Origin of the sequence: Pararhizobium arenae (assembly GCF_001931685.1) — a bacterium.
GTDB lineage: Bacteria > Pseudomonadota > Alphaproteobacteria > Rhizobiales > Rhizobiaceae > Pararhizobium > Pararhizobium arenae.
This window is the reverse complement of record NZ_MOOY01000013.1, coordinates 1-25,731: the sequence shown is the minus strand read 5'-3', so window position 1 is coordinate 25,731 and position 25,731 is coordinate 1. Positions and strand designations below refer to the sequence as shown.

General features: G+C 54.8%; 20 protein-coding genes and 3 pseudogenes. 11 read left to right on the top strand and 12 right to left on the bottom strand.

The genetic code is table 11. The features are described 5' to 3' along the window. Positions 1–208 precede the first annotated feature (208 nt). On the top strand, positions 209–1,402 hold the full coding sequence (locus tag BLX89_RS22555; RefSeq protein ID WP_075293213.1) for an HlyD family secretion protein: 1,194 nt from the start codon (positions 209–211) through the stop codon (positions 1,400–1,402). Between the two features lies 1 nt (position 1,403). Beyond that, on the top strand, positions 1,404–3,377 hold the full coding sequence (locus tag BLX89_RS22550; protein WP_075293212.1) for a glycosyltransferase: 1,974 nt from the start codon (positions 1,404–1,406) through the stop codon (positions 3,375–3,377). Between the two features lie 2 nt (positions 3,378–3,379). Here the strand turns inward: BLX89_RS22550 and BLX89_RS22545 are convergent, their stop codons facing one another. Both BLX89_RS22545 and BLX89_RS22540 read right to left on the bottom strand, forming a co-directional pair. After that, the gene (locus tag BLX89_RS22545; RefSeq protein WP_075293211.1) at positions 3,380–4,471 is read right to left on the bottom strand and encodes a cache domain-containing protein; all 1,092 of its coding nucleotides are present in this window, start codon (positions 4,469–4,471) and stop codon (positions 3,380–3,382) included. Positions 4,472–4,698: 227 nt separating this feature from the next. Further along, complete coding sequence (locus BLX89_RS22540) at positions 4,699–6,648, bottom strand: PBP1A family penicillin-binding protein (protein WP_143523732.1); 1,950 nt, start codon at positions 6,646–6,648, stop codon at positions 4,699–4,701. An 849-nt stretch (positions 6,649–7,497) separates the two neighbouring features. On the opposite strand from BLX89_RS22540, the gene BLX89_RS22535 reads away from it, so the two are divergent. The 3 genes from BLX89_RS22535 (at position 7,498) to BLX89_RS22525 (ending at position 9,290) form a co-directional block, all read left to right on the top strand. After that, a complete protein-coding gene (locus BLX89_RS22535) occupies positions 7,498–8,028 on the top strand; it encodes a DUF4142 domain-containing protein (protein ID WP_075293209.1) in 531 nt (176 codons plus the stop codon). A gap of 252 nt (positions 8,029–8,280) precedes the next feature. Further along, a complete protein-coding gene (locus tag BLX89_RS22530; RefSeq protein WP_075293208.1) occupies positions 8,281–8,664 on the top strand; it encodes a patatin-like phospholipase family protein in 384 nt (127 codons plus the stop codon). After that, complete coding sequence (locus BLX89_RS22525; protein ID WP_342587617.1) at positions 8,598–9,290, top strand: patatin-like phospholipase family protein; 693 nt, start codon at positions 8,598–8,600, stop codon at positions 9,288–9,290. Before BLX89_RS22530 ends, BLX89_RS22525 begins: the two co-directional genes overlap by 67 nt. A gap of 310 nt (positions 9,291–9,600) precedes the next feature. Here BLX89_RS22525 and BLX89_RS25425 read toward each other — a convergent pair whose 3' ends face one another. From BLX89_RS25425 to malQ, 4 genes are all read right to left on the bottom strand, one after another. After that, positions 9,601–9,837, bottom strand: coding sequence for a DUF1801 domain-containing protein (locus BLX89_RS25425; RefSeq protein ID WP_342587616.1), 237 nt, complete (start codon positions 9,835–9,837; stop codon positions 9,601–9,603). A gap of 381 nt (positions 9,838–10,218) precedes the next feature. Continuing rightward, entirely contained in the window at positions 10,219–11,097 is an 879-nt protein-coding gene (locus tag BLX89_RS22515; RefSeq protein ID WP_075293206.1) for an NAD(P)H-hydrate dehydratase, read from the bottom strand. Beyond that, positions 11,094–11,855 carry a histidine phosphatase family protein gene (locus tag BLX89_RS22510; protein WP_075293205.1) on the bottom strand — a complete coding sequence of 254 codons (762 nt, stop codon included), beginning with the start codon at positions 11,853–11,855 and terminating at the stop codon, positions 11,094–11,096. The genes BLX89_RS22515 and BLX89_RS22510 overlap by 4 nt, the downstream gene beginning before the upstream one ends. 197 nt (positions 11,856–12,052) lie before the next feature. Beyond that, complete coding sequence (malQ, locus tag BLX89_RS22505; RefSeq protein WP_075293204.1) at positions 12,053–13,903, bottom strand: 4-alpha-glucanotransferase; 1,851 nt, start codon at positions 13,901–13,903, stop codon at positions 12,053–12,055. A 461-nt stretch (positions 13,904–14,364) separates the two neighbouring features. Between malQ and BLX89_RS22500 the strand changes: the two genes are divergently transcribed. Beyond that, a complete protein-coding gene (locus tag BLX89_RS22500) occupies positions 14,365–14,577 on the top strand; it encodes a hypothetical protein (protein ID WP_075293203.1) in 213 nt (70 codons plus the stop codon). A 35-nt stretch (positions 14,578–14,612) separates the two neighbouring features. Here BLX89_RS22500 and BLX89_RS22495 read toward each other — a convergent pair whose 3' ends face one another. Further along, on the bottom strand, positions 14,613–15,419 hold the full coding sequence (locus tag BLX89_RS22495) for a DUF2243 domain-containing protein (RefSeq protein ID WP_075293202.1): 807 nt from the start codon (positions 15,417–15,419) through the stop codon (positions 14,613–14,615). Between the two features lie 244 nt (positions 15,420–15,663). Here BLX89_RS22495 and BLX89_RS22490 point away from each other — a divergent pair, with 244 nt between their 5' ends. From BLX89_RS22490 to BLX89_RS22475, 3 genes and pseudogenes are all read left to right on the top strand, one after another. Continuing rightward, positions 15,664–16,488 (top strand): manganese catalase family protein, encoded by an 825-nt coding sequence (locus BLX89_RS22490; RefSeq protein WP_075293201.1) that lies wholly within the window; start codon positions 15,664–15,666, stop codon positions 16,486–16,488. A 191-nt stretch (positions 16,489–16,679) separates the two neighbouring features. Beyond that, positions 16,680–16,913 (top strand): annotated as a pseudogene (locus BLX89_RS25535) (hypothetical protein); the annotation flags it as partial. A gap of 217 nt (positions 16,914–17,130) precedes the next feature. After that, positions 17,131–18,256, top strand: a pseudogene (locus tag BLX89_RS22475) (IS3 family transposase). Positions 18,257–18,288: 32 nt separating this feature from the next. Here the strand turns inward: BLX89_RS22475 and BLX89_RS25530 are convergent. Then, positions 18,289–18,486, bottom strand: a pseudogene (locus tag BLX89_RS25530) (hypothetical protein); the annotation flags it as partial. 470 nt (positions 18,487–18,956) lie between these two features. Between BLX89_RS25530 and BLX89_RS22465 the strand changes: the two are divergent. Together BLX89_RS22465 and BLX89_RS25525 are read left to right on the top strand one after the other, a co-directional pair. After that, positions 18,957–19,481, top strand: coding sequence for a DUF892 family protein (locus tag BLX89_RS22465; protein ID WP_342587615.1), 525 nt, complete (start codon positions 18,957–18,959; stop codon positions 19,479–19,481). 115 nt (positions 19,482–19,596) lie between these two features. Beyond that, a complete protein-coding gene (locus BLX89_RS25525) occupies positions 19,597–19,824 on the top strand; it encodes a DUF6894 family protein (RefSeq protein ID WP_075293198.1) in 228 nt (75 codons plus the stop codon). Between the two features lie 351 nt (positions 19,825–20,175). Here BLX89_RS25525 and BLX89_RS22455 read toward each other — a convergent pair whose 3' ends face one another. From BLX89_RS22455 to BLX89_RS22440, 4 genes are all read right to left on the bottom strand, one after another. Then, positions 20,176–21,366, bottom strand: a complete 1,191-nt coding sequence (locus BLX89_RS22455; RefSeq protein ID WP_075293197.1) for an NADH-quinone oxidoreductase subunit D — start codon at positions 21,364–21,366, stop codon at positions 20,176–20,178. Continuing rightward, positions 21,363–21,983, bottom strand: coding sequence for an NADH-quinone oxidoreductase subunit C (locus BLX89_RS22450; protein ID WP_075293244.1), 621 nt, complete (start codon positions 21,981–21,983; stop codon positions 21,363–21,365). The genes BLX89_RS22455 and BLX89_RS22450 overlap by 4 nt, the downstream gene beginning before the upstream one ends. Positions 21,984–22,114: 131 nt before the next feature. Then, positions 22,115–23,011 (bottom strand): NAD(P)/FAD-dependent oxidoreductase, encoded by an 897-nt coding sequence (locus tag BLX89_RS22445; RefSeq protein WP_075293196.1) that lies wholly within the window; start codon positions 23,009–23,011, stop codon positions 22,115–22,117. Positions 23,012–25,424: 2,413 nt separating this feature from the next. After that, on the bottom strand, positions 25,425–25,731 hold a 307-nt coding region (locus tag BLX89_RS22440; protein WP_245292914.1), incomplete at both ends, for an integrase core domain-containing protein.

Sequence of the window (25,731 nt, the reverse complement as noted above, 5' to 3'; positions counted from 1 at the left end):
CGCTGTTATCAATATTCGGGCCCCTGCAAGGACAGTGAATAGTTCGGGATTGATGAGGGGGTTTCACGTGCTCCCCATCAGCCAACCGTTCCGTTTCTGCACAACAAACGCTTTGCCTTATCTGTTTGTTAACGTTCCTTAGGGTTGTAGGCGAACTGAATCGTTCCGGTAGGGTTACATTCCATCCGATTCGGATGGGGTAGTGTGTATGAAGTTATTCAAATTGATCGTCGGCTCGCTAATCGTTATCGCCGGTCTGTATTTGATCATCGGCGAACAACTTCAGGGCGCCAGTGGTAACGCATCGATCAACGCGCAACTCACCACGATCCGCGCTCCCATCGCTGGGCGGATCGAGTTGGTTCCGCGTACATTGGGAGGAAGAATAGCCCGAAACGACCCTCTAGGATCGATCAACGATGCTATCGCGGATTCGGTTCGACTTTCCGACCTGGTGTTCGAGCGAGACCAGACGTCTGCTGAGATTGAACGCCTCGTAAGGCTCACAGCATCGTTAACCGAAGCCATTAAAGTTCAGAGTGAGCGTGCCTCTGCCTACTTAACGCAACGCAAAAATCAGCTTCTGGCCCAGGAGCGCTCGGCAAACGCTCTTGTGGCCGCAGCCGAGGCAAGGTTCGCATTCTCAGAATCTGCGCTTAGTCGCGCCAGTCGGCTAAGCACGCGGGGAGCCGCTACGGCCGAAAGCGCCGAGCAGACACGGTCGCTCAGGGATGTCGCCCTGCAGGAACTCCATAGCGCCAGGGCCAAAGCGACGGAAATAGCCACCGCCCTCCGGGCAGCCAACTCTGGGGTATTCCTGGGCGACGGCTACAATGACGCCCCGTACTCCGAGCAGCGAATTTCGGAACTTGAGGTTCAACGGCTCGAACTGGAAGCGCAGATCGCCTCTAAGACTTCGGTGCGTGAGGCGTTGGATCGGCGGATCGACGAAGAACGGCTGCGCGTAAACTCGCTTTCATCGGAAGCCCTGACGGCCAATGTTGATGGTGTGGTATGGGAGTATCTTTCCGCCTCCGGGGAAACAGTCGTACGAGGGCAGGAAATCGCGCGACTTCTTGATTGCGATACAGCTGTCGTAACGCTCTCCGTTTCAGAGAGCCTCTACAACACGTTGCGTGTTGGAACGTCAGCGACATTCAGATTGAGTGGTGATAATCGGGTAATGGAAGGGACTGTCGCAAGATTGGCAGGTTCGGGTGCGGCGACGGTCTATCAAAATCTTGCTGTGGCTCCAAGCGAGCAGCATCTTCAGCGTTACGATGTTCTTCTGGATGTTCCGGCACTGAGAGAAATTTCAGAACTGCGATGCCTTATTGGTAGATCAGGCCGCGTTTTCTTTGATGGTAAGCCGTTCGATAGCCTCCGTCGTCTTTGGAGCTGACATGTCGAGCGGCTTCTACCTCAGCGAGTTGCAGTCGAGTTTCGTGATGCTCGCATGTGCATTCGGCGTGACCCTTGTGCTGCCGAACTTTCTCGATGCGCGCGTGTCCTGGCATCGCGCCGTCTTGTTCTCGATCGCGGCACTTCTTTCAATCCGCTACATCTGGTGGCGCGGGACCGAGACCCTAGCCCCTGTCGGCCTCACGTTTGATTGCATCTTCAGCTGGAGCTTTTTCGCTCTGGAAGCCGCGGCTGTTGCATCCTCGTTGAGCGCATTTGCCATCCTCAGTCGCACCTCATCACGAAGCGAGGAAGTCGATCTCTTCAAGAATTGGTGGGAGTCCGTACCACCTCCATCCGTTGCAATTATGATCGCGACCTACAATGAGGATCAAAGCGTCTTGGAGAGAACGATCACGGGTGCAAAGGTGACCAACCATCCGAACTGCCAGGTTCTGGTTCTGGACGATGGACGGCGGGACTGGCTTCAAGATTTTTGTGCCACGCAGTCTGTCCGCTACGTACGCCGACCCGACAACAAGGGATCGAAAGCTGGCAATATTAATCATGCGCTACGTCTGCTTGAAAACGATATTGACTCGCCAGACTTCATCGCAGTGCTGGATGCGGACTTCGTTCCTCACAAGGATTTCATACCCCGTGCCCTTGCTCTCTTCCACGACAACGACGTCGGTCTTGTGCAGACACCGCAGCATTTCTTCAATCCGGACCCGATCCAACACAACCTTGGACTCAGTCGGTCCTATCCCGACGAGCAGCGCTTCTTTTTTGATCATCTGCAGCCAAGCCGCGATGCATGGGGTATCGCATTTTGCTGCGGAACATCATCGGTCATCCGGTTTCGGGCTGTCCAGGCAATTGGCGGATTCCCTACAGACAGTATTACCGAGGACTTTATGCTTACACTGGCGCTGCAAGAGGTCGGCTACAGAACGGTGTATCTCAATGAGCCTTTGACCGAGGGCCTGGCGCCTGAAGGACTGAAAGAATATGTCACCCAGCGTGCCCGCTGGTGTCTCGGATTGATGCAAATCGCCCGCGGTCGGTTGGGTCCGCTGCAATCAAATGGCCTGCGCCTGCGCGATCGTTGGAGCGTGCTCGATTCTGTTCTCTTCTGGCTGACCTCCTTCAGCTTCCGCCTGTCGGCGATGACATTCCCGCTCCTGTATTGGTTCTTCAACATCACGGTGGTCGATGCCAGCGTTGCCGATGTCGTTTCTTATTTCGGCGTGTATTTCCTTTGGGTCCTGTTCAGTCTCAACTTCGTATCGTCCGGTCTAATTATCCCGATCGTCAACGACGTTAGCCAGCTGCTCGGCGCCATTCCGATCACGCGAGCTGCAGTCGTCGGTCTTATTAAACCCAAAGGACATCCTTTTTCCGTGACTGCGAAAGGTGGCGACAGAACGAAGGTCATCGTGCAGTGGCGACTTATGCGGCCATTCCTGGTCCTGGCCTTTCTGAACGTTGCCGGACTTGCTCTTGGGCTTTTTTTTGATCGGTTCGCGTATAACGATGCTGGCGATGGTAAAGTCGTCATCCTCTTTTGGACGATCTACAATCTCATCATTCTGTCCGTCACGATTGCGGTGTGCATCGAGCTTCCCCGCGTGGAAAGACACTTCGCGGACAAGCCGGAAAGAACGACAATCACGGTGAACGGCGATCTTCATCGGATCTGGCTGACAGACCTTACGCAGGAGACCGCGCGCGTTCGAGGTTACAGCCTGAACACTGCTCAGAAACTGACCATCAAGATTCGCGATGTTGGTGAAGTCGAAGCAACGGTTTTCGAAATCACGTCCGATGGCGCGGTTATAGGCCTGTCGCCCGAACCCCAACAGTACCAAATGCTGTTACAAAGGCTCTACGCTGGCGGCAATGTGCCAAGCGTCACCGCCACTCGTCTGTCCGCGATATTGCAAGATGCCGCCAAACGCGTCGTAAAAACCTAAGCTTACTTTTTGTCGCTGCCGCTGCCAACTTGACACTGAAGCTTAGCCAGCGCGGCACTTACAATACTGAGTTCCCGAGTCCGATCGCTCTCGAAGGGATACACATCCTCACCCGCGGCAATGGCACGCGCGTTCTCGGCGAGCCGATTGAACGGTCGGACGAAGATCACGACAAACACAAGTGTAAGCAGAAGCAGCAGCGCACCGAAGGTGACGAGATTCGCGATCAAACCTGTTGAGAAAGTCTTTGCAGGTTGAATCGCCGCGTCGGCTCCTATCCGGCCGATAATGCCCCAGCCAAACTTGGGAAGATCAGAATAGGTGAGTTCCGTCAAGGTTGCCGAGAAGTATGTCTTGCTGTCAGGCCAACGCTCCACACCGGCCCCGAGGGCACCGGCGCGCGCGCGCCGGAAACTGGCCAAATCCAGGTTATTGAAATCGCCTTGAACTGAAGAAATCACGACCGTTCCGTTCGGACTAACGACGAACACATCAATTTCCAACGCCTTTGCGATTCCAACGATCGTCTCTTTGGCCCAGTCCAAATTCAGATGAACACCAAGTACCCCTGTTGTCTTGCCATAAGCATCTTTGATGGGGGTAGCGAAATCAAGGAACCTTAATGGCTCGCCCGTTGGGGACGCGGGAAGTTTTGACGCAAGGAGAACGGCCTCGTGTGCGTCACCGGCGAAATCGCCCTCAAGGCCCCGTTGAAACCACGGGCGTGCTTTGACGCTTTGGCCCACTAGCAAACCGTTGGAAGCGACGGCAACTATCCCGTCGCTTGAGGCGTAGCCGGCCCAGGAGATTACCTCCCCACTCCCGACAAGTGCAGTTAACTCATCTTGAAGATCCTTCGGGTCTTTGGATTTCAGGCGCTCCGCCAACGGACCCAGGTTGTTCCACTCCCGGTAAAGTGCTTGTGAAAAAGCCGTCTGCAAGCCTGCAAGACGAGTCTGAACGGCAAGCCTAAGCGCCCCTTCCTGAAAAGTAGCAACGCGCTCATTGAGTACCAGATACGCCATGCTCAGCCCGATGAACATGCTTGCCAAGACAAACATGGCGGTCAATGTCGATAGCGTCGGAGATCTCATGATTGTGAAAGTCCTGTTTGTTGGCACACCAACTCAGGAATGTAGGAGATGCGGCGTCACACTCAACACGTCTGCACGCCGTTTCGCAACGTCCGTGAAGTTCGGTTAAAATTATCTCACAAACGCCTCTTATTGAAACGTGACCCGACTGATCGAGCCTCCGCCGGGGCGGCGCATGGCTTTGTCCGGTGTGTGACGCGAACCTAGGGGAGCAGTCTGCAGGATGTTCACCTCTCGCAGATGCGCCGTTCTCCCGAGTATGGCTGATAGGTGCAGTCGGACGGGCGGAACGATCTGTATGCGCGGGAGCAGGCGCTCACATTGCACGAGCGGGAGGTGCTGTCATCGACAGCAGCTGAGCCATTTGCCACTGTGTCCAGATCTGCGTCGCTCAGCGCTTGACGCATGAAGTTGCGCCAGATGTGGGCGGGCATTGCGCCTCCCGTGACTCCCTTCATCGGCGCCTCGTCATCGTTGCCAACCCATACACCAACAACCAGGGGCTCCGTGAAGCCAACAAACCAGGCATCACGGTTGTTTTGGCTGGTGCCCGTTTTGCCCGCCGCAAACACACCTGGATCAGCCCCGCGTCCCGTACCCCTCTCAACGACAAGCTGAAGCAGTGCTATAAGGTCTGCCTGGAAAGGGGACAGATCGACGGGCTGAGGGCTCTGCGGTCCAACGCGAAACGCTTCGGTCTGATCGGCGGCCTTGAAGTCGATAATGCCCCAAGGCTCAACAGGCGCTCTCCCGAGCCGAACAGACGCATAGGCGGCTGTTAGATCGAGCAGATTAACCTCCGATGTGCCGAGCGCGAGAGAGGGCGTATTGGCGAGGTCGGCGTCGATCCCAAGTTCACGAGCCGCCGCAATGACGTTGTCCAACCCCACTTCCTGCGCAAGCGCGACACTCGCGGCGTTCAGAGATCGAGCAAATGCCTCAGCCAAAGTCACCCAGCCCCGATAGCCGCCGCCCGAGTTTTCCGGAGACCAGCCGTCGATGTCCAGCGGCGCATCCAGGACGCGATCTGACAGGGTCAGTCCCGCTTTCAGCGCTGCGTAAAAGACGAAGACCTTGAAAGTAGAGCCGGGTTGACGCATTGCCGTCACGGCACGATTGAACTGGCTAGCCTTGTAGTCTCGCCCACCGACCATGGCGACAACCGCGCCCTCAGGCGTCATGGCGACGAGCGCGGCTTGAGATACACCCGCGCTCTTTCCTGATTTTTTCAAGGTATCTGCTATAAGCTTTTCCCCGATCTGCTGAAGTCGCGGCACAAGCGTGGTTCGAACCGTGGTCGAACCGGGGGATGAGCCTGCGACTTCGCTGGCCTGGGGTGTTACCCAGTCCGCAAACCAACTTCCTGAGCGTGGCGTCGGTGTAGTGGGATTGACCTTTGCGAAAGCGGATTTGGCAGCCTCCGCTCGGGACGGCGTGATCTTTCCGTTGTCGACCATTGCATTGAGAACAACCTCAGTCCGCTGCCTGGCACCCTCCCGGTTGACAATCGGGTTCCACTGGCTCGGCGCTTTTAGCATTCCTGCCAGTAGCGCCGCCTCAGGTAGGCTGAGGTTTTTTATGTCCTTGTTGAAGTAGATGCGCGCTGCCGCAGGCATACCGGTCGCTCCGGCGCCAAGATAGGCACTGTTGAGGTAGCGCGCGAGGATTTCCTCCTTACCCAGCTTCCATTCGAGCCAGAAGGCAATCACAAGTTCCTGAATTTTCCGCTTCAGGGTGCGGTCGCTGTCCAGATATTGGAGCTTGATGAGCTGCTGGGTAATGGTACTGCCGCCTTGGACGACCGAGCCTGCCTGGATGTTCCTGAACAGCGCTCGAAAGATGCCCTGCGGATCAACGCCCATATGCTCCATAAAGCGCCGGTCTTCGATGGACAGGACGGCGTCGATAAGTATGCCGGGGAACTGTTCATAGGAGGCATAAGGGCCTTGATACGGCCCTTGGCGAACAAGCGGTGTGCCGCTGGCTGTTTCCAGAACGATTATAGGCTTGAGCGATCCGTCGGCAATCTGTCCCCATGGAACATCCTTGAGTGCCCAGGTCAGAATGGCGAGCGTGACGATTAGACCTGCCATAGCGGACGCGGCAACTATTCTACCGGGAGTGCGCAACTTGAAACGTCTACTCCGTCCGATCGCATAGGCTGTGGTGCCGGCCATTGCAATTGCTCGCTTCCGCAGACTGTCCCAGAGAAGGGCCCTTAGCGGTTCACGATCGGTCGGTACCGGTTTATCCCGATTCTGCTCCTTTATCAGGCGGGATTTTGTCTTGACTATAAACAACCTCAATAGGGCATCTGCTCTATTGACGGTAACCGCGGCGTCCTTTCGCAGCGCCAGGAAAAGTGCTGCCAGAGCCGCCCGAGTCTCGGAGAACCTGGAGCTTTCAACCTGATCACTGAGCTGGGTTTCGTAAGCTGCCGCCTCATCCGTGGCAACTGGTACGGCTTCCGGGGGAACATGAGCGGCTGAGCCATCTGAACTATTGGACGCAGGCGGAGAAATGGCTGGTACTCCATTGAGGATACTCGCGGAAACTAGAGCGCTGCTGACGTAGGAAAAGAGGTCGAAGAAGAAAGCGTTTGAAGCGACGACGGTATCGAGTTTCTCTCATGATAATGAACGTCCCCTTCTTCTCCGTTCCGCGAACGATTGCCGGACCCAGTTATCTTGTTACTGGAAGGTTTGAACGTTGAATGTCGCAAACTCGCTGCCGCAAAATGTCGACAGTGTACATAGACGCCGGGTTCCCAGCGAAGAGACGCAAACACTACTGCAGGGTCTCGAACAAGGTAGTCAGACGGTGATGAGCGCAGCCATTCGGTCGCATTGGCTTCTAACGTCGTAGCTCTCAGTACGTGTTTCGTTTCTAGAAGCGTGAGCGAGCAAGCTCTCGTAGTCACGCGTCCGCTCCCAGATGACGGCTTGGTTCGTTCCAACAAACACAATCTTGCTCGGAACTATATGGTCATTCGATTGTTACCGGGCTCCAATCAAGGAGATACAATTATGAAGAAGATCGCACTGGCAACAGCTCTAGTTCTCACCGCAAGTGCAGCCTTTGCCCAGTCGGCTGGCGAGGCAACGGGCGTCAACTCGGCGCTGGGCGTTGCACCGGAAACAGAGGATTTCGTCCTCAAGGCTTCGGCCAGTGATGTCTACGAAATCGAATCCAGCAAACTAGCTTTAGAAAAAGGCGATGCCGCCGTCAAAGCCTTTGCTCAGCAGATGATCGTCGACCATGAGAAGACCTCGACCGAGCTGAAAGCGCTTATCACAAGCGGAAAAGTTAAAGGCACCCCCGTTGCCACTTTGACTGACGACTACAAGGAAGATGTCGAGGATCTTGCAAAACTCGAGGGTGTCGACTTCAATGGAGAGTATATCGATGACCAGGTGGAAGCCCACGAAGATGCAGTCGATCTGTTCAAACGCTACGCCGAAGAGGGCGAAAATGCCGATCTGAAGGCATGGGCAGCAAAGACTCTGCCAGCGCTTCAGCACCATTACAAAATGGCGCAAGACCTGGACGGCAAGTAAAACTGCAGTCGTGGCGACCGCGGATGGACCGGCGCCGCGCCGATGCAGCACGGTAGGGTCGGGCTTACGCTCGGCCCTACCCTTTCTACAGGGTCTTCCAGTAAACTGTGGAAAGCTTGGCCCTTGCCGGTCGTTGTCCCGGAGACCGAATGACAAAACTTGCAGCAGCTCAGGTAACCCGCCGATACGAATTTTCCGGACAGAAAAACGGTAATTGTCAGAACGGGTGCTCAATCTCGGCGAGGAACGGGAATGGAAGATGCGGGCGAGATATGGCTATGTCTGTCGGGCGGAAATGCCTTGGGTGCGTATCATGCCGGCGTCTACAGCGTTCTTCATAAGGAAAATGTTCAGCCCGCCCGGATAGCTGGAACTTCAATAGGCGCGATCGTCGGGGCAATCATCGCCGGAAGCAAGTTGGCGGACCGCCTCGTACAGTTGGATAGGTTCTGGGAGATCGCGACTGATTTCTCGCTGTTGCAGACATGGTACCTTATTGGGATGGATCGAAAGCGGTCACGTCACTTGACACACTGCTGCATGGGCGGCCAGCGCTGTTTGGACCATCAGTGGCTGCTTGGTGGCGACGACTACATGGAGCCCCGTCCCCATCACTATTCGAGCGATCCGGCTTGAGGAAGGTACTCTTAGAACTCGTGGACTTTGAACTTCTCAACGTCGGAGAGGTTCGATTGATCGTTAATGCAGTGGATGTCGCCACTGGCCAAGAGCAGGTCTACGACTCCTCCAAAATGACAATCACCGTCGACCATCTAATGGCTTCGTCCGCCTTTCCGGTTCTGTTTAAGCCTGAGCTAATCGATGAACGTCACATGGTTGACGGAGGGCTTGCGGCAAATCTACCCGTTTTGCCATTGTTCCAGGAGCCCCCCGGCCGCGCTGTGAGATGCTTAGCATTTGACTTGGTCTCCGCACGAGGAAACAGCCCCTCGAGTATCGATGAAGCTCTTCAACGGACGCAAGACCTCCTCCTGTCGGCGCAGAGCAAACGTTCGCTCGATATGGCAGAAATGAAATGCTCCAAATGGAAGCCGGGGGTGTCCCTGTTACATATCGCCTATAACGGGTACGGCGAAGTCGGTGGAAAAATGTTGGAGTTTTCGTCGTCGTCAGTGAAAATCCGTAGAGGAGCGGGTGAAACCGACGCGGCGAGCGCACTTGCCTGGCTACAGACACCAGATGATATGACTGATTGTCTTCCCACGACAATGAAGCCGTACAAGTTTGGTTGTCACGGTTAGAATCACTCCGTGTGTGATTGAAAGTCGAAGTTTCACCTCTTCCGGCGCGGACAGATAACCCAGAGCCAGCTTGGCAAACACACTGATCAATTTCTCAGTTCCGCGACGTGGTTGGGACACCGTTCAACGCCGATGCGACGCACCGCCATCTTCAAAGGCCACCGGCATGTGCATCGATGAGCTTGTGCCTTGGAATTATCTATAACGAACAAACGGCTGAAGACTGCTGTCGGCTGGCAGCGCGCGACAGAGCTCCCCGAATCCTTATAATGTCCGGGATCGACAGCCGACAAAGGTAGGGGTTTTCAAGCTATAGTTTTACACCCGGCAAACACGCTGCTTGCGTAAGCCAGTCTCTCAGCAACTCTTCATTAAATTCTTCATGTTCATGAACGTGTACGTACCGGACCTCATCTTGCTTAGAGGCAACTGGCGGTGGCGGGGACAGCGACGTACCCTTGAAAAAGGTCACTTTGACGTATCTATCGAAGCAGTGAAAGGCCACGATCCAGCCCTTGCCAGGGACACCGTAGAAGGGGTGTTCCATTTTACGGCTTTTTGGATATCGGGAACTACAGACCTGATTAAGTCGTCAAGCTGCCTTCTATCCCATGCTTCCAACCTGGTATAGCCTCGATGTAAGCCTGAACCGGACCATCACCTTCGCCTTTAGAGATTTGTCGGTTGCCGCCCGACAATAGTTTTGCTGTGCCCATGAAATTCCCTTCAGTCTGAGAGTAACAGTTCTACCACCGTCGTAGACAATGTCATCTTCTACCGCACTTTTGCGCTCCGTGTCCTAACGGCTTCTTGGGGTGCGCAATCGAGCTTGGTCGATCCCAGGAAAGCACCGCTTAAGGCTCTCCGAAGAAATCAAACAGCCGCTGCTTCCAGCACGCCGAAAGGAGCCGGATCGAGCGCGCCTTGGCTACCTTACTTCGCTCATCAGCTTTGGAACAAGGTCCGGAATTTCACGAGCCAAAAAACCAAGGGGGCCCACTTTTATCGACAATTGGCACCCTGCCTCGCCGTGAAGAAAAACGCCCCAAATGGCGGCGACAACCGGCTTGGCTCCACGCGCTGCCAGTCCGGCTACAACGCCGGCTAGGACATCTCCAGAGCCGGAAGTTGCTAATCCGACACCGCCACCTTCATACCGCCACATTCCCTCGGGCGCTGTAACAACCGTCTTGCTGCCTTTCATGATGACAACCAAACCGAATTTTTCCGTCAGTGACAAAGCCGCTGACGTGGGATCAGCCTCTACGACCTCCTTTTGTACCCCGAGTAAGTTCGCCATCTCGCCGGAGTGGGGCGTAATGATGACACGGCCGGCAAGCCGATGCAGCCTCACGCCGAGATCCGTGATCTGCGGGAGGGCACCGGCATCGACGACAATGACTGCTTCGCCGCAATTATCGAGGATACATTTGAGGATTTCATGACTGTCGCACTCTTCCACCATTCCCGGTCCTACGAGCACCGCATGCGAGCTAGACCATCTTGAGGCCATAGAGGCGAAACGCCTGGAATCTAACCCACCGGCCGAGGTCTCCGGAAATCCGATAACCAATGCCTCTGGCATTGCTATCGCCAAAGCGGCAGCGCGGCTCTCCACAGTCGCAATCTGCAGCTTGCCAGCACCGGCACGCAGAGCCCCCAGGGCGCCCAGAAGGATCGCTCCGGGTACCTCTCTGCTGCCACCGACAAGACATACTCGACCGCGCTCTTCTTTACCGCCTTCGGCAGGGAGCGGCAGCGGCAAGTTTGCAAGAAGGTGTGCGTCAATAGGTGTAATTGCCGTCATCGCGCAGCCAGATTCGCATCTTTTTGTTTAGTCACTGGCGTTCCAGCATCAATCAATGGAGCAACGAAATTGTATCTCTTCAGACGCAAACCACCACCCACATCCTTGTTGGAGCTTTCAACGTATTCGGTGATGCCACAATTCGCCACGTCGCCCTGTCGATCGATATTCAGAATCTGATCCTCTGAAAGGTCTTCGATGATGTAGCGCATGCATAAGACGACGACTTGGTGCGCTACGATCAAAACGCGTTGACCGGAGTAATGCAGGCTGACTGTGTCGAGCATGCTCCGCAGCCGTAAAATTACATCGCACCAACTCTCTCCGGCTGGTGGCCGATGATAGAATTTCCCCAAAATCCGCCGGAATTCCGCCTGATCCGGATGCAGTTCTTCAATCCCTCGCCGCGTCAGCCGATCCAGAATACCAAACTCTTTCTCGCGCAGGCGCTCATCGACCCTAGTGGAAAGCTGCGACTTGGCTGACAGCTTCTCAGCTATGGTGTCGGCAGTTCGCACCGCTCGTTGATATGGTGAGGCCAATAAAATATTGGGTTGTTCTGACAAGGGCAAGGCGGAGAACCATGCCGCCAATGCGTCAGCCTGCTGTTGGCCAAGCGCGCTCAGTGGGACATCCACATCGCGTTCGGCAATATCTATGCGGGCGTGCCCTGCAAGATCGGCCGCGTCCCGGGCAACGTTCCCAGCGCTTTCCCCGTGGCGCACAATCCAAAGCTGTTTCGGCCAGTTAATCTTCATCTCTTTCGCATTTTCTGTGTTTCAACACTTCGGGCGAACGGGGCAGGTACTTGTTGATCTCAACAGCCTGCGCCAAAGGTAAGGAAAACCAAAATGAATCGAGATGGTTCCAGTCCCGTGACCTGACATGGGGGACGGCTATCCTTCTATCGCGTGGAGTTCTGTACGCCGGACGGAAACACTGACGGGGCACCAACCTAGCGGGGCCGCTCCTCCTGCATTGCCGCAGCGATCTGCAGAAGCTGCGGCAAATTTTCGAACTGCTCTATCGCAACAGTGAGCTTCGGCTTCCAGTTCGGGTAAGTACCGCTCGTGCCTGGGATATTCGTGGGCTGCTTCTCACCTGTCATGTCGGCCAGCCGGACAGCAACGAGCATGGACGCGGTTTTTGCAATGAAGCGATGGGCGCTGACGACCAAATCCTTCAATTTGTCGTCGCCTCCAGCCGCCGAAGGTAAACGCTTTGGGGGATCTGTGCCCGCCTCCTCCAGGGCAACCTTCAGTTCCTCACGCTCGTACCGACGTTTTTCGACATGTGTCTGTGTCATGTCATGAGGGACAATGCCATGCTGCAATCTGGCTTTGATGTCTGCGCCCCGCCACCAACCGGCCAGCGTCTGATGATCATGTGTTGAGATACATGCGAGTGAAAGTCGGGGATAGGCGTCCGCGGGTTTGAAGCCATCGTCCTCCCGCTCATAAGACAGAATTCGGTAAGAGAGAACTTGGGCTTCCATCAGATCCTCCTGTAACCCTTCCGGAAGTAGTCCCAAATCTTCCCCGATGACCAAGCACCTGAATTTTAACGATGCAGTGGCCAGGATGCGCAGCAAGTCGCATTGTGGGTAGTTGACATAAGCGCCTTCTTTGGGCGCACTGCCAAGCGGCACGAGAAACAGGCGGCGCAGAGCCGCTACATGGTCGATCCTGATGGCACCTGCATATTGCATCGCAGCAGTTACCATCCGCAGATACGGCGCATCGCCGCCCGAGGCGATCACTGCCGGGTGAAATGCTGCCAGATGCCAGTCCTGCCCGTCTGGCGCAAAGGGATCGGGGGGGCTGCCGACCGTTGCATCGGAAATGTAGGCGTTCCGCTCACTCCATGTAGCCGAACCGTCAATTGCTTCCCCGACGGCCAGATCAAGATAGAGGCCAAGCCGCATGCCGACTTCCTTTGCAGTTCTAACTGCGCGGGTCAATTGCCGATGGCAAAGCCACTGCAGCCACATGTGAAACTCGATCTCGCGTGCATGTTCCTCAGCGAATGCGGCAACCTCCGCGGTTTCCGGCCTCTGATAACCGATGGGCCAGGATTTCCAGCCAGTGCCGTTACCCTGTTCGCCCATAACCGCTGACAGGACTTCGAACACCGCGTGCCGGCGTAATACTTCACCACCGTCCTGGACGAACGCACTAAAGTCTTGCCCGGCTCCGACACCATCTAATGAGGATCGCCCGCTCGCCCACAGTTCCCGCAAAACTGCTAGTTTAGTCGCAGCCACCCGAACGTAATCGACGTAGTCGGTTAGTCGAAGCTTGTTAACCCTGGCTTCAAGTCCGGGATTGCTTTGAAAGCCAGCGACTTTTTCGACCGCGATGTAGAGAGGATTGAGCATCTGGCGGTTTGACGGCTCATACGGACTACAACGATCGGGGTCGGCTAGAAACGATGCGTGCAGCGGGTTGAGCCCGACGAAATCGGCGCCGAGCGAGGCCGCAAAGCGTATCATTTCAACGAGGTCATCGAAGTCTCCAATTCCCCAGTTTCGTTCGGACCGCAATTCATAGAGCTGAAGACTGATGCCCCATACCCGCTCAGTCCTCAGAAATTCTGGGACAAATGTGTGTGGAATCGGCTTTCCGGATGGCCGGTTTTTCGGGCTTCTTCGAGTGGCTTCTTGTGCCTTTCCATCATCCGCAACGCCGAGCGCGCGAAGAAGTTTACGTTTTACATCATCGGAAATCGGCACCTCCCCGTTATCCGGGCTTGGCCTCGTCAGGCTGATCCCATACGTTTTGGCCAGTCGATCGAGGTGCGAATTCATGAAGCCTCACATTTGTAGAATCTTCGAAATTCAGTTCTGATGGAATTCAATGCCGCAGGTGATGGGCGAAGACGACAAAGTCGCGGATGAATGACCTCAGCGAGAAGATCTCTTTAATTGCCAAAGATATCGGGGAGCATTCAAACTCGTCCGAAAGGTTTGTCACCATGTACGGCATTGAAACATCATGACGATCTCCAAGGATTCGAGATTGTCTGAGAACTAAGCACGTTCGCTGAAGTTCCTTTGATCCGGACATTTTCGAGTGCATCAAGACATCCTAAGGTGACATTGCCTACACTTTACGTAGATGGCTCTCGCTCGAATGATGATGCAGGTTGGAAGAAGGTGCAAAGTTGACTTGGCGTTGGCATAGCCCGGTCGTTGGAGCAGCAGCTTTTTCCAGGAACAAGTCGAGCTAATTCCCGTTGGGCGCTTAAACCCACACAAGAGGCGCGAAGATGACCCTTAAAGACCTTGAAAGTGCATGCACTGATTTTGAGGACGAACATGGCATTGACGCGTTCCTTGCAGCTATGGCGGAGATCATGGAGCGGCGAATGTCGCGGCACGGCATAAATCTGAGTTTTGATCATGAGACTGAGGAGCTGTTCCGCGACCAAACTGCAGGGAACATGAGTATGAGCACGGCAGTATCGCGGTCACAGCTGTAGTGGGTGGGCACGTTCTTACTGTGGTTCAGTCGATATTAGCTTGATTGAATGCTCGTCCAGCTAATGCATCCGAGAGGCAACACTGAATTGGTGACCAAGAGCGCGCCATGACGATAAAGTCGGAATGCCTCCAGGCCTTTCGTTCCCTCTATAATCCATAACTGTCCTGAAACATCAGAACCGATTATATTGGCATCAACTGCTTCAATTGCAGCTACGGCCTGAGTTACGGTGATTCCAGGCTTGAAAAGCACTATCACCTGTTGTTGATCCTGTGGCGGCAGTGCCGCCAGGGGGCCGGAGAGCGCTGTAGCCATGACTAAAGCTAGGGGAGAACTCAGCATACTAGATCTGCCGCTTGTGCGCGTTCGCCGTACTGCCCATCCGCAAATGAAGGGCAAGGCGCCAAACAACACAAACCAGAGCAAGTCCCAGAAAAGAGGGTTATTCACGTCCATACGAATGCGATGGATGCCCAAAATCCAGTGAGATAATATCCCATCTAAAATGTGCCAAGTACCAAAAGCGATGAGCGAATTGGCACATAGCCGTCGATCTGCCCCACTAGCCGGAAATTCTTTGCGAGCTCGCCATAGTAACCAGAGGCCGACACCGGCAATTATGTACATCAGTCCGTGAAAAATCCCATCCCACAGCACAAGAACGCGAATGTCCTGCTGCGCCTCCTCAATACCACTGAGCAGGTGGTGCCATTGGAGGATTTGATGCAAAATTATGCCGTCGAAGAAGCCACCAATGCTGAAGCCCAGCGCATGACCGGCCCAGTCGAAGGTGCGACTGAAGACGCGGCTCGGGTCTCTTTTTGCTTTTGTTGCAGACATCGCGCTCGCCCTTTCCAACGACGGCTAACTGCAGCGTAGGAAAGATGTTCCGCGCACGAAGCGCAGTCGTTCGATGCTCTCTCCAACCCTGCCTGAACTGAGACCACCACGGGGCGATGTAAGAAAACAGGTATGAGCGAACGGGCGATCAGCCGTCAGCGTCAGGTCGAGATTTTGTGAGACTGTTTAGGAACAATTGCGCGAACCGCTTGTTCGCCGGCCGCCACAAGAGGCGGAGGAAACGATGTTCTACACAGATAGCAAGTTGCAGTTCCCAGTGCGGGTAGAAACGCCGGACCCACTTTTTGCGCGGGCTCTCCAGCAGGCCATCGGCGGAGTTGAAGGCGAAATTCGTGTTGCTATGCAATATTTCTTCCAGGCCTGTGGTGCGCGCGGTAATCCCAAGTTCCGGGACCTGCTCATGAACACGGCGACTGAAGAACTCGGCCATATCGAGATGCTTGCCACCGCCGTTGCTCTGAACCTCGAAGGCGCTCCAGTCTCCATCAAAGAGAAAGTGGCAAGCGATCCCGTTGCAAGCGCCGTTCTCGGGGGGCTCAATATGAAGAACCATCTCTCTTCTGGCCTTTCGGCGATGCCGGTGGATTCCGACGGAGTTCCGCTCGACATGTCGCATGTTTACGCCAGTGGTAACATCGCTGCAGATATGACGGCGAATGTCGCGGCAGAATCAACGGGTCGCGTTCTTGCAACGCGTCTTTACAACATGACCAAAGACACCGGCATGAAAGAGATGCTCTCTTTTCTAATCGCGCGCGATACCATGCATCAGAACCAATGGCTGGCCGCGCTTGAAGAGCTCGGCGGTCCAACGGGTGCTTTCCCAATCCCTAACAGCTTCCCACAGGAACTAGAGAACCAGAGGTTCAGCTATGCCTATCTCGGTTTCCAACAGGACGGCAGTGATCCTGTCGCTGGTCGCTGGTCAACAGGACCTTCCATTGATGGGAAAGGCGAGTTCCAGACCGGCGCAAGTATGCCGATGGGGCAAGTGCCAGTACTCGGGCCGGCGAAGCCAAACAGTGGCCCTCAGTCCGAGCAGATTTGATCAAACCACGGCTATACAGCTCTTTGTCCAGCCGCGGCCTACTGATAACAATTCCGTTCCGAAGGGAGAGCGAGATGAAGGGTTGGGATCCTCTGGTTGTTCATTTGCCAATGGCAGGTCGGCAGACTATCCATGGCCCTTATGCTGCACTCATGGCGCTTCTCATCGATTAGCCTGAGCGACGCTCGGCGTATCATCGTGCATTCCAGCTTTGCACAAATGCGCTGGATGATCCGGTTTTGCTTGAGAAAGCGCGAGAAGCATTCCAGCACGCGTGTATTCAAGCTGGGACCGGTCCGATAGACTATCCCCACCCTGGATTCGCCAAGCGTCCTCGGCTTGAAGTCGTAGCCGGCACCTCGTTGTCGCCTCATGTTGTGCATAGGGGTCGGTCTGAGAACCCTTGCTCCAATCGCTACATCTGAAGATCGGTCAGAGAATCGGTAACGTGCCGTGGCTATTGGTCACGGCACGGCGTAGCTGCCTCGCTCGCTATCGGTCGCGCCCGTCTCCTAACCCGATAAACAGATCGGTCCGGTGTCGAGAAATAAGGCGGATCGATCTGTCAGCCTGCATTTGATAGTGAATAGCCCCAAGATTTGTAGACACCTTCTTTCCTAATTTTGAGGCAAGAAGAGCATCATGAGCAAATCGAATTTCAGCGAAGAATTTAAGCGTGACGCGGTGCGCCAGATCACGGAGCGAGGCTATCCGGTTGCGGAGGTGTCGCAGCGTCTCGGCGTCAGCCAGCATTCGCTCTACGAATGGAAGAAGAAGTTTGCTGCGCCGAACGCCAAGGGCAGCGACGAGGCCGAGGAGATCAGGCGGCTGAAGAGGGAATTGGCTCGCGTCACCGAGGAGCGAGACATCCTAAAAAAAGCGGCCGCGTATTTCGCCAGGGATGCAAAGTGAAGTACGCGTTCATTGCTCTGCATCGCTTGCAGTTTTCGGTGCGGACGATGTGCCGCCTTTTGCGGGTTCATCCGAGTGGATTTTACACCTGGCTGAAGAACCCGCTGAGCAGACGAGCCAGCGAGGACAAACGGCAGACCGATCTTCTCCTGAAAGCGTGGGAGGAGAGCGGCAAGGTCTACGGCTATCGAAAGCTGCACGACGACCTTCTCGACCAGGGCGAGATGTGCTGTCCGAACAGGGTCGCACGTCTGACACGCCTTGCCGGGATCAAGGCGCAGATTGGCTACAAACGCCGCCCCGGCATCTACGGCGGCAGGCCTTCCGTCGTCGTCGATAACTCGCTCGACCGGCAGTTTGACGTCGAGGCTCCGGACACGGCGTGGGTCACAGACATCACCTATATCCGGACCTGCGAGGGCTTTGCGTATCTCGCCGTCGTCATCGATCTCTATTCCCGCCGGGTGATCGGCTGGCAATGCAGAGCCGCCAAACCACCGACGTCGTGTTGCAGGCTCTGCTCATGGCTGTGTGGAGGCGCAAGCCGAAGAACAAGGTGCTGATCCACTCGGACCAGGGTTCGCAGTTCACCAGCATGGACTGGGCCTCGTTCCTCAAGCACCACAATCTGGTTCACTCGATGAGCCGACGCGGCAACTGCCATGACAACGCGGTGGCCGAGCGCTTCTTCAATCTTCTGAAGCGAGAGCGGATACGCCGCAACGTCTACCGTTCACGCGATGAAGCTCGCCAGGACGTGTTCGATTACATCGAGATGTTCTACAACCCGAAACGCAAGCACGCCAGGAACGGGATGCTGTCACCCATCGAGTTCGAGAAGCAGCAGAAAATCTAACCCGAGGGTGTCTACGAAACTCGGGGCTATTCATAGGTCTCGACATACTGGTCCCCACGAGGGTCACGAAACCGGTGCTCAAAAGTGCTTCCGACTGGAGATTTAGTCAGTTTGGTCCGCGGCTGGCCATTTTAGGTGATGCTGCCCGGAATTGGCTGCAACTCGGTTGCCGAGCACCCCGCAAGCGTTAAAGCGACTGCAGTCGCGGAAGCGCACACATAGAATTTCATGCAATTCTCCTGAATAACCTAGGCGAAGGCGGTTTGCCCTGGCGCGGTACCCAACCAAGGTTCACTTCCAATGTTCCCGTTATTAAGGCCGGGCTTCGAAACTTCAATGAAGGCTCCGTTCGCAGACTTTTCGGTGCGATCACCATGTGAGCAGTAAAAGGAGAAGCACCATACGCGGAAACGAAACCAACGCCCTCCGACGAGCAGAGCAATCTCTGGCGCTGATTGAAATTCACTGGGCAAGATTGAGGTTAGCAGTGTTGGTATTAGGCAATGGGAGCTGAGCCGCGTGGGGCGACATCGTTTAGGGAACAGCTCCGCTGCCATGCGCGAGTGCTATGAAATCGAAGCGCGTGTCTCGAGCATAAACAACATCCAAAAAATACTTCGCTCATTCAGATAATTTCGCGATACCGGGAACCTCGCTTAGGCAGCCCGGTTGGGCAAGCTCATAAATGCAAGGAGCTGTGATGAACGCGGAAGGTACTGTACGCTCGATTTTCGTTACCGGGTTGAAGAATGCGCACGCGATAGAAAACCACGCCCTTTCGATCATAAAGCCTCAGGTCAGCAGAATAGAGAATTACCCGGAAGACGCTACCAGGCTCGACCAGCACATTCACAAGACCGAAACCCAAATCGCGCGATTGAATCAACTGCTCAGCGACTTCGCAGAAGATCGCTCGGCCCTCAAAGATGTGGCACTGTCACTGACTAGCGCGACGGCGGCAACGGGGCAAACCGTGGCCGCCGACGAAATCTTGAAATACTCGTTTGCGAACTTCGCATTCGAGCAGGTCGAGATCGCTGCTTCCAGATCACTTCTCACTGTCGCCGAACAAGGTGGCTTTTCGGCATCGTCCACTGCGCTCCGCGCCAATCTCGACGAAAAGGAAAAAGATGGGCGCCTGGATCGAACAACACCCGTCGGATGTTACCTTGAAGTTCCTCTCGCTGAGATCTGCCGGCGAAACTGCAAAGGTCTAACGGAATGACACTGACGGACCTGTTGTTCCTAACTGGCGGCGCGGCGCCTATCGTAGCAGTCGTTCTTCTCCTCTGGTTCGGTCCACGCAGGCGCCGCTCCTTCCGAGATTCACTGGAACAGTGATGCCATTCGTTTATTTCCATCGAAGCGATGGCTATTGTTACCACCACGACAGGATCGGACGATACGTCGCGAGCGAAAGCCAAGTGCTGGAAGAAGCGAAACAGATTCTGGTTAAAGATCTTATCGCCTGCCCCACAACTTCAGACACGTTCGGACTTAGTGTCAAAGCACAGGACATAAGCGGCCGAACCATTTTTCAAGTGTCTGTCATCGCGGCGGTTTGGTGAGGAATGCTTCAATCGAGGAGAAACCTAAGCGCGCTGTCAAAGTATCTCAGCAAAAGAGCCAATATCGGGCGAAATGTCGATCGGATGAGAAGTAGCTTCAGCGTACTGTAACATCGAAGGAGGCTTCGCAGCTAGGCTTGCGGGTTAGCTGGTAACGCCGCAATCAATGTAACCGTCATTCACAAACGCGATCACACTCTTTTCCAATCACCCGTTATCAGGGTGGAAATCGACCGCCCTCTCGCCCGCCGACATCGCTAAGCCTAAATGTGGTACTCTAGGTGACGAATTTGGTGACAACACTTTTATTTTGCATTTGTTCCTCAATTTCTCTTGCAGACGGACGGCGTTCTATCGGTCAACTTCGCCAAATACGATGTCAAGGGAGCCCAAAATTGCAGACACGTCCGCAAGCTGGTGTCCTCTCGTCATGAAATCCATCGCTTGCAGGTGAGCGAAACCTGGCGCTCTTATTTTGCATCGGTAAGGGCTATTGGTGCCGTCCGCGATCAAATAGACGCCAAACTCGCCTTTGGGAGCCTCCACCGCGGCATACGCCTCTCCTTCTGGAACGTGAAATCCTTCCGTATACAGTTTGAAATGATGGATCAGGGCCTCCATCGAGCGTTTCATCTCTCCCCGTTTTGGTGGGACAACTTTCCCGTTGAGCGCAGATACTGGACCAATTTTCTCTGTTGACAGCAGGCGTTCGAGACACTGCTGCATTATATTGATCGACTGCCGCATCTCAATCATGCGTATTACGTAACGATCATAGCAATCGCCGTTTTTTCCGACAGGGATATCGAATTCGAGCTCTGAGTAGCATTCATAGGGTTGAGCGCGCCTCAGATCCCACGCGGCTCCTGAGCCTCGGATAAGAACACCGGAGAAACCTCTCGCCCAGGCGTCCGCCAAAGAGATGACACCGATATCTACATTGCGTTGCTTGAAGATGCGGTTTTCCGTAATCAGGTTATCAATGTCATCGAGCACCTTTGGGAATGTCTCGCACCAGCGCGCGATATCCTGAAGCAGTTGCTCTGGGACATCCTGGTGAACGCCGCCGGGGCGAAAGTAAGCTGCGTGCATCCTGGAGCCGGACGCTCGCTCGTAAAAAACCATGAGTTTTTCCCGCTCTTCAAAGCCCCATAAAGGGGGTGTAAGAGCACCGACATCCATCGCCTGGGTCGTGACATTGAGCAGGTGAGAAAGCAGGCGGCTAATTTCAGCGTATAAGACGCGTATTAATTGACCGCGTTTGGGAACCTCGAGCTGCAATAGCTTCTCAACCGCGAGGCAGTATCCGTGCTCCTGGCACATCGGAGCGACATAGTCGAGCCGGTCGAAATATGGCAAAGCTTGTAAGTAAGTTTTCGCCTCGATTAATTTTTCCGTGCCCCGGTGAAGCAGACCTATGTGGGGATCGACCCGTTCAACAAGTTCGCCATTGAGTTCCAGGACCAGACGTAGAACGCCGTGCGCGGCCGGATGTTGAGGGCCAAAGTTGATGTTGAAATTCCGGATCTGATGCTCCATCACACCGCACCTCGGCCGGACGGCTCGTCTGATTTTTCATCGCCTGGCAGCAACGCTGCCGTCCCCTCCCAAGGCGAAAGAAAGTCAAAATGACGGTACTCTTGTTTGAGCTCTACTGGTTCGTAGACAACGCGCTTCTGCGCGTCATCGTATCGGACCTCAACATAGCCAGTTAATGGGAAGTCCTTCCGCAGAGGATGACCGTCAAACCCATAATCGGTGAGGATTCGCCTGAGGTCCGGGTGCCCAGTAAAGAGTATTCCGTACATGTCCCAAGCTTCGCGCTCGAACCAGTCGGCTGCCGGGAAGACCTCACAAGCGGACGGAACAGCGGTCTCCTCATCTGTTTGCAGCTTTAACCGTATGCGCTCGTTACGATACGGTGACAGAAGATGGTAGGCGACCTCAAAACGCATTTTTCTCTCGGGCCAATCGACTCCGCAAACATCCAGCAGACAAATGAAACGAAAGCGCTCATCATCGCGCAGATTTTTCAAGAGCGGGATGATGTGATCAACGTCGGTCACTACCGTCAACTCGCCAAACCGGATGGAACTGGATCGGAATAGTTGCGAGTAGTCGGCTTGTAGTTCCTGCAACAGCTTCTGCAGATTGCTCATGTCGTGCCCCTCGTGAAGATGTGCGAACAAGGCAACGAACATTTTGTTCCCTGGTTGAATTGTGTTTGCTTCAACCTTGAACCGCAGAAGAGAAATCAATGTCCCGACGCGCCGAATCCTATTGGCTCGATTCAACGCAAGAGCGGTGAGACCTCACATAGATCGTTCCTGATCGCGGTTGCGGCAACGCCAGCCTGTCCAATGGCGTGACTTATCTGGTCGAGACCGATCACCACGTCTCCTGCGGCATAAAGACCTCGCACATCCGTTCTCTGATGATCATCGACACAGATGCATCCCTCCGGCGAGAGCTTTGCCCCGACACTTGACGCAAGTTTCGACCGAACATTCGACCCCAACGCGGGATAAACCGCATCGAAACAAGGTGAGTTCTTGAGCGTCCGTATGCATATGAGGTCTTCTTCAACTTTGAAATCCAAAGTCCCTGTATCAACGCGTATTCCTAATTCTCGCAGGCGGGCCAGTTGTTCCGGCGCTAGATCGTGGTATCCGGGTGAAAGTAACGTTACATGGCGCGTAAAACTTCTGAGAAATACGGCTTCCATGAACGCTTTACCGCCCTGTCCAATAACCGCTACGCGCTTGTCCGTAACCTCAAAGCCATCGCACACTGGGCAGTAACGGATGAGGCCTCGGTGGACCGCTTCATCATGTAGATTTTCGGGCATGTCGGGGCGGTGGTTTTTCACTCCAGTCGCGATCAGCACAGTTCGAGCCAGCACGTTGACGTCGCCATATGACACGGTAAATCCATCGCCTTCGCGAGCCAAGGCCTCGACGGTCTCGTACCGGATTTCGGCGCCGTAGGTCATCGCCTGCAGACCCATCCGCGTAAGCAGTTCGGCACCGCTGACGCCACCAGGAAAACCGGCATAGTTATGCGTTATTGGAATGGTTGCAGCTCTCCCCGTTCCGTCATCGAACACAGTCACGGATAAGCGATACCGCGCCAGGTAGATTGCGGCCGATAACCCGGCTGGTCCGCCGCCGATAACAACGCAATCCATTCTTTGGGTACGACCTGGATAGTACAACTGATGTCCGTCCGTTAAACTTCTCGGATGATGGGACCGGTAACAATCACTCTCGCGGGGTGTTCCCATTGTCAAAAAGGATTGGGGCAAACGTTTCGAGTCAGATGCGCCCAGGTTTACCACGTGGAGTGCGTAGTCATGAGCCATGCGGTGGCGAGGAGACCGGCGGCAAAAATCGGAAAGCCAGACAAGAACCAGATAGCCCCTTTCCGCACCGCGCGAATGGCTCGCGCCTCGCGGTAGGGGCTAGGACACTGCGCGCGCTGTATGAGTCGTCAATTAAGTGTCGGGGGCAGGCGCGCTGACCGATCCGACGTCCCCGTTTCTGCCGGCCGGGCAAAAGCACCGCGGATCAAGGCAAGGGCGCGTGCACACGGTAAGGGCCCGAAAAGGAAATAGTAGTACGCAAAAAATAGAATAGTGGCTCGTGTCAGTTTCAAGGCAAATTGCTCGGTTCTATGAGAGGCGCACCGCGCCGACATATCCGGGGATCATGAAGCTATTGGCCTCACTTCATGAGGTGGACATTCGTGCTGCTCTTGCCAGGAATCGACGTGTGGCGCATGCTCTTTGGATAAAGTCGCAACAATCCCATTTTGCGCGCTTAAAGCATGCACGCGAAGCTAATGCTAACATCGCATGTCGAACAATCCGCAGCCGTTTGTATTCGAGCCGGCCCGAGCGGCGAGATCGAATTCCTTCTTATTACCACCCGGTAGACGGGCCGTCGGTGCATCCCAAAGGCTGGCCAATAAAGGGCCTCAAACCTCATGAAGTCGCCGAGGGTGAAGCGTGTGAAGAGGCGGAGTAAAGGGTAAAGCAAAGAAGAAACCGGTCAGCTAATACATCTCGGCGCAAAAGATCCTGTGTCAAATGGCTCCTCAGTCTGAGAAGCTCAGCGTCGCCAATCCACATGCTGCACCGGCGATCTAGCGAAAGTCAGCCCTGAGAATAGGTGTCGTGCCTGCGCATTGTCACGTGTGCGGCATTAGTTCCGGCTTTTACCGTGCCAGTCCATTTGCTTCCCGTCTTGTAGCGTACCAACTTATGCCGCCATCGTGAACCGATCTAGCCGCCATTTAGGCAGGCTCTATCTTTCAGTGCATGCAAAACACTCAGACCACCCGCAAACGCGGTGCATCTCCGCTAGGCGATTTTGAAACATCGAAGGCTGCTGCTATGCAACAGGCAGAAAGGGACGCTCGTACCGCGAAGGAGAAAACTGATCGACTGCGAGCGTTGAGGCTGGAGCGCGAGCGGCAAAACAAGCCTGACTAAGCTACTCGCCAGCCGCCGATGTGACTTGCCGATAAGAGCCACCCTGCGCGGGGACAACGCAGGGTGGCTGTTTTCCCGGCGGGGCACCGGATGCTGTAGCGACGAACCAATGTCAGACGGCGGGAGCTGATTCGAGCCACAGCACATAGCAAAGTCTTCTAAATATGCCGTCGCGTTAATCCTATTATTTGAGGGGTCCTCGTTTCAATTGAACCAATACCCTGTAGACGGTGCCTTACAAAACCCTCGCCGTCGGCGTGAAACGAGAGTTAAGCGTATAGTTAGGCGGAAAACCCGAGCCGTCACACAACAACGACCCAACCCCTTGCCTAAGAACATGTTGACGGATTTCTCGATATACGACGGAAAATGACAAGTCAGACTTAGATCTGGGTTCACACGCCTGTAGCGTCAGCTGTAGCTTTGATTGCTACATTCGAGTTCGCAAACAGTGCCATGATGCCGGAGATGGAAAACGATGCTGTGAGTGAAGTGCTAATAACCTGACGGAATAATACAAGCCGCACCCGTAGGAATGACATCGATCGGGAGACACCGTGCTCGCCCAGCAATGACGTCGACGGGTATTTTTCTTTTGCAGACCAAAAGGCTGTCGATTCCGAGGGGAACGCTTAGGCGCTGGTTGCTTTATTAACAGTCGCTTACCCACCACCTATAGAAAGCAGCTAGGCCTCGCCGGAGACCTAGCTGCTGCGCTGGCGAACCCTCCAGCGCTCACCTCGGAGGTGAGCCTTTTCAACAAGCCGATCGCTCTAAAGTTCCCGGATATTTTACCTCGCCGACGTGCAAGTGTGTAAGTGCCAAACGTAGCCAATCCCACCACAGCAGCACTGGCAAGAACATCTAACGCGCTACGTCCAGTGCTGAAATTGAACGCGGGATCGCGTTGAGGATTCCTGGCTGCTGAATTCTGATTCCATCCCCGATTGTTGATTTGGTCGGACAAGAATGCGCCAACAATCTCAAATCGTGCGGATATGACGCGAGTAAAACGGACGCGCTCTAGACCCCCATTCGCCACATTTTGCACACGGAGCGCCTGTTTCTTGAGCTTCGCGTATTCATGCTTCACATTGATCTTCTCCGNCCGAAATTGTAGGCATCGATAAAGTCGGTCAAATGCCTGCGTAGCTGATCATGGTCGTCGTAGTGGAAGCGTTTGACGGTCGCATCCTTGATGGTGCGGTTCATTCGCTCGACCTGACCGTTGGTCCAGGGATGGCGGGGTTTGGTCAAACGATGCGCGATATCAAGATCAGCGCAAGCCATCTCGAAAGAATGGCAACGAAAGGGCACGTTGTCCTTGCGCATGGCTTTGATGTCATCAGGCGTCCAGCCATCGCCGGTTGGGTCGGTGAAATGAGTGCCGTTGTCGGTCAGCACGGTGTGGATTT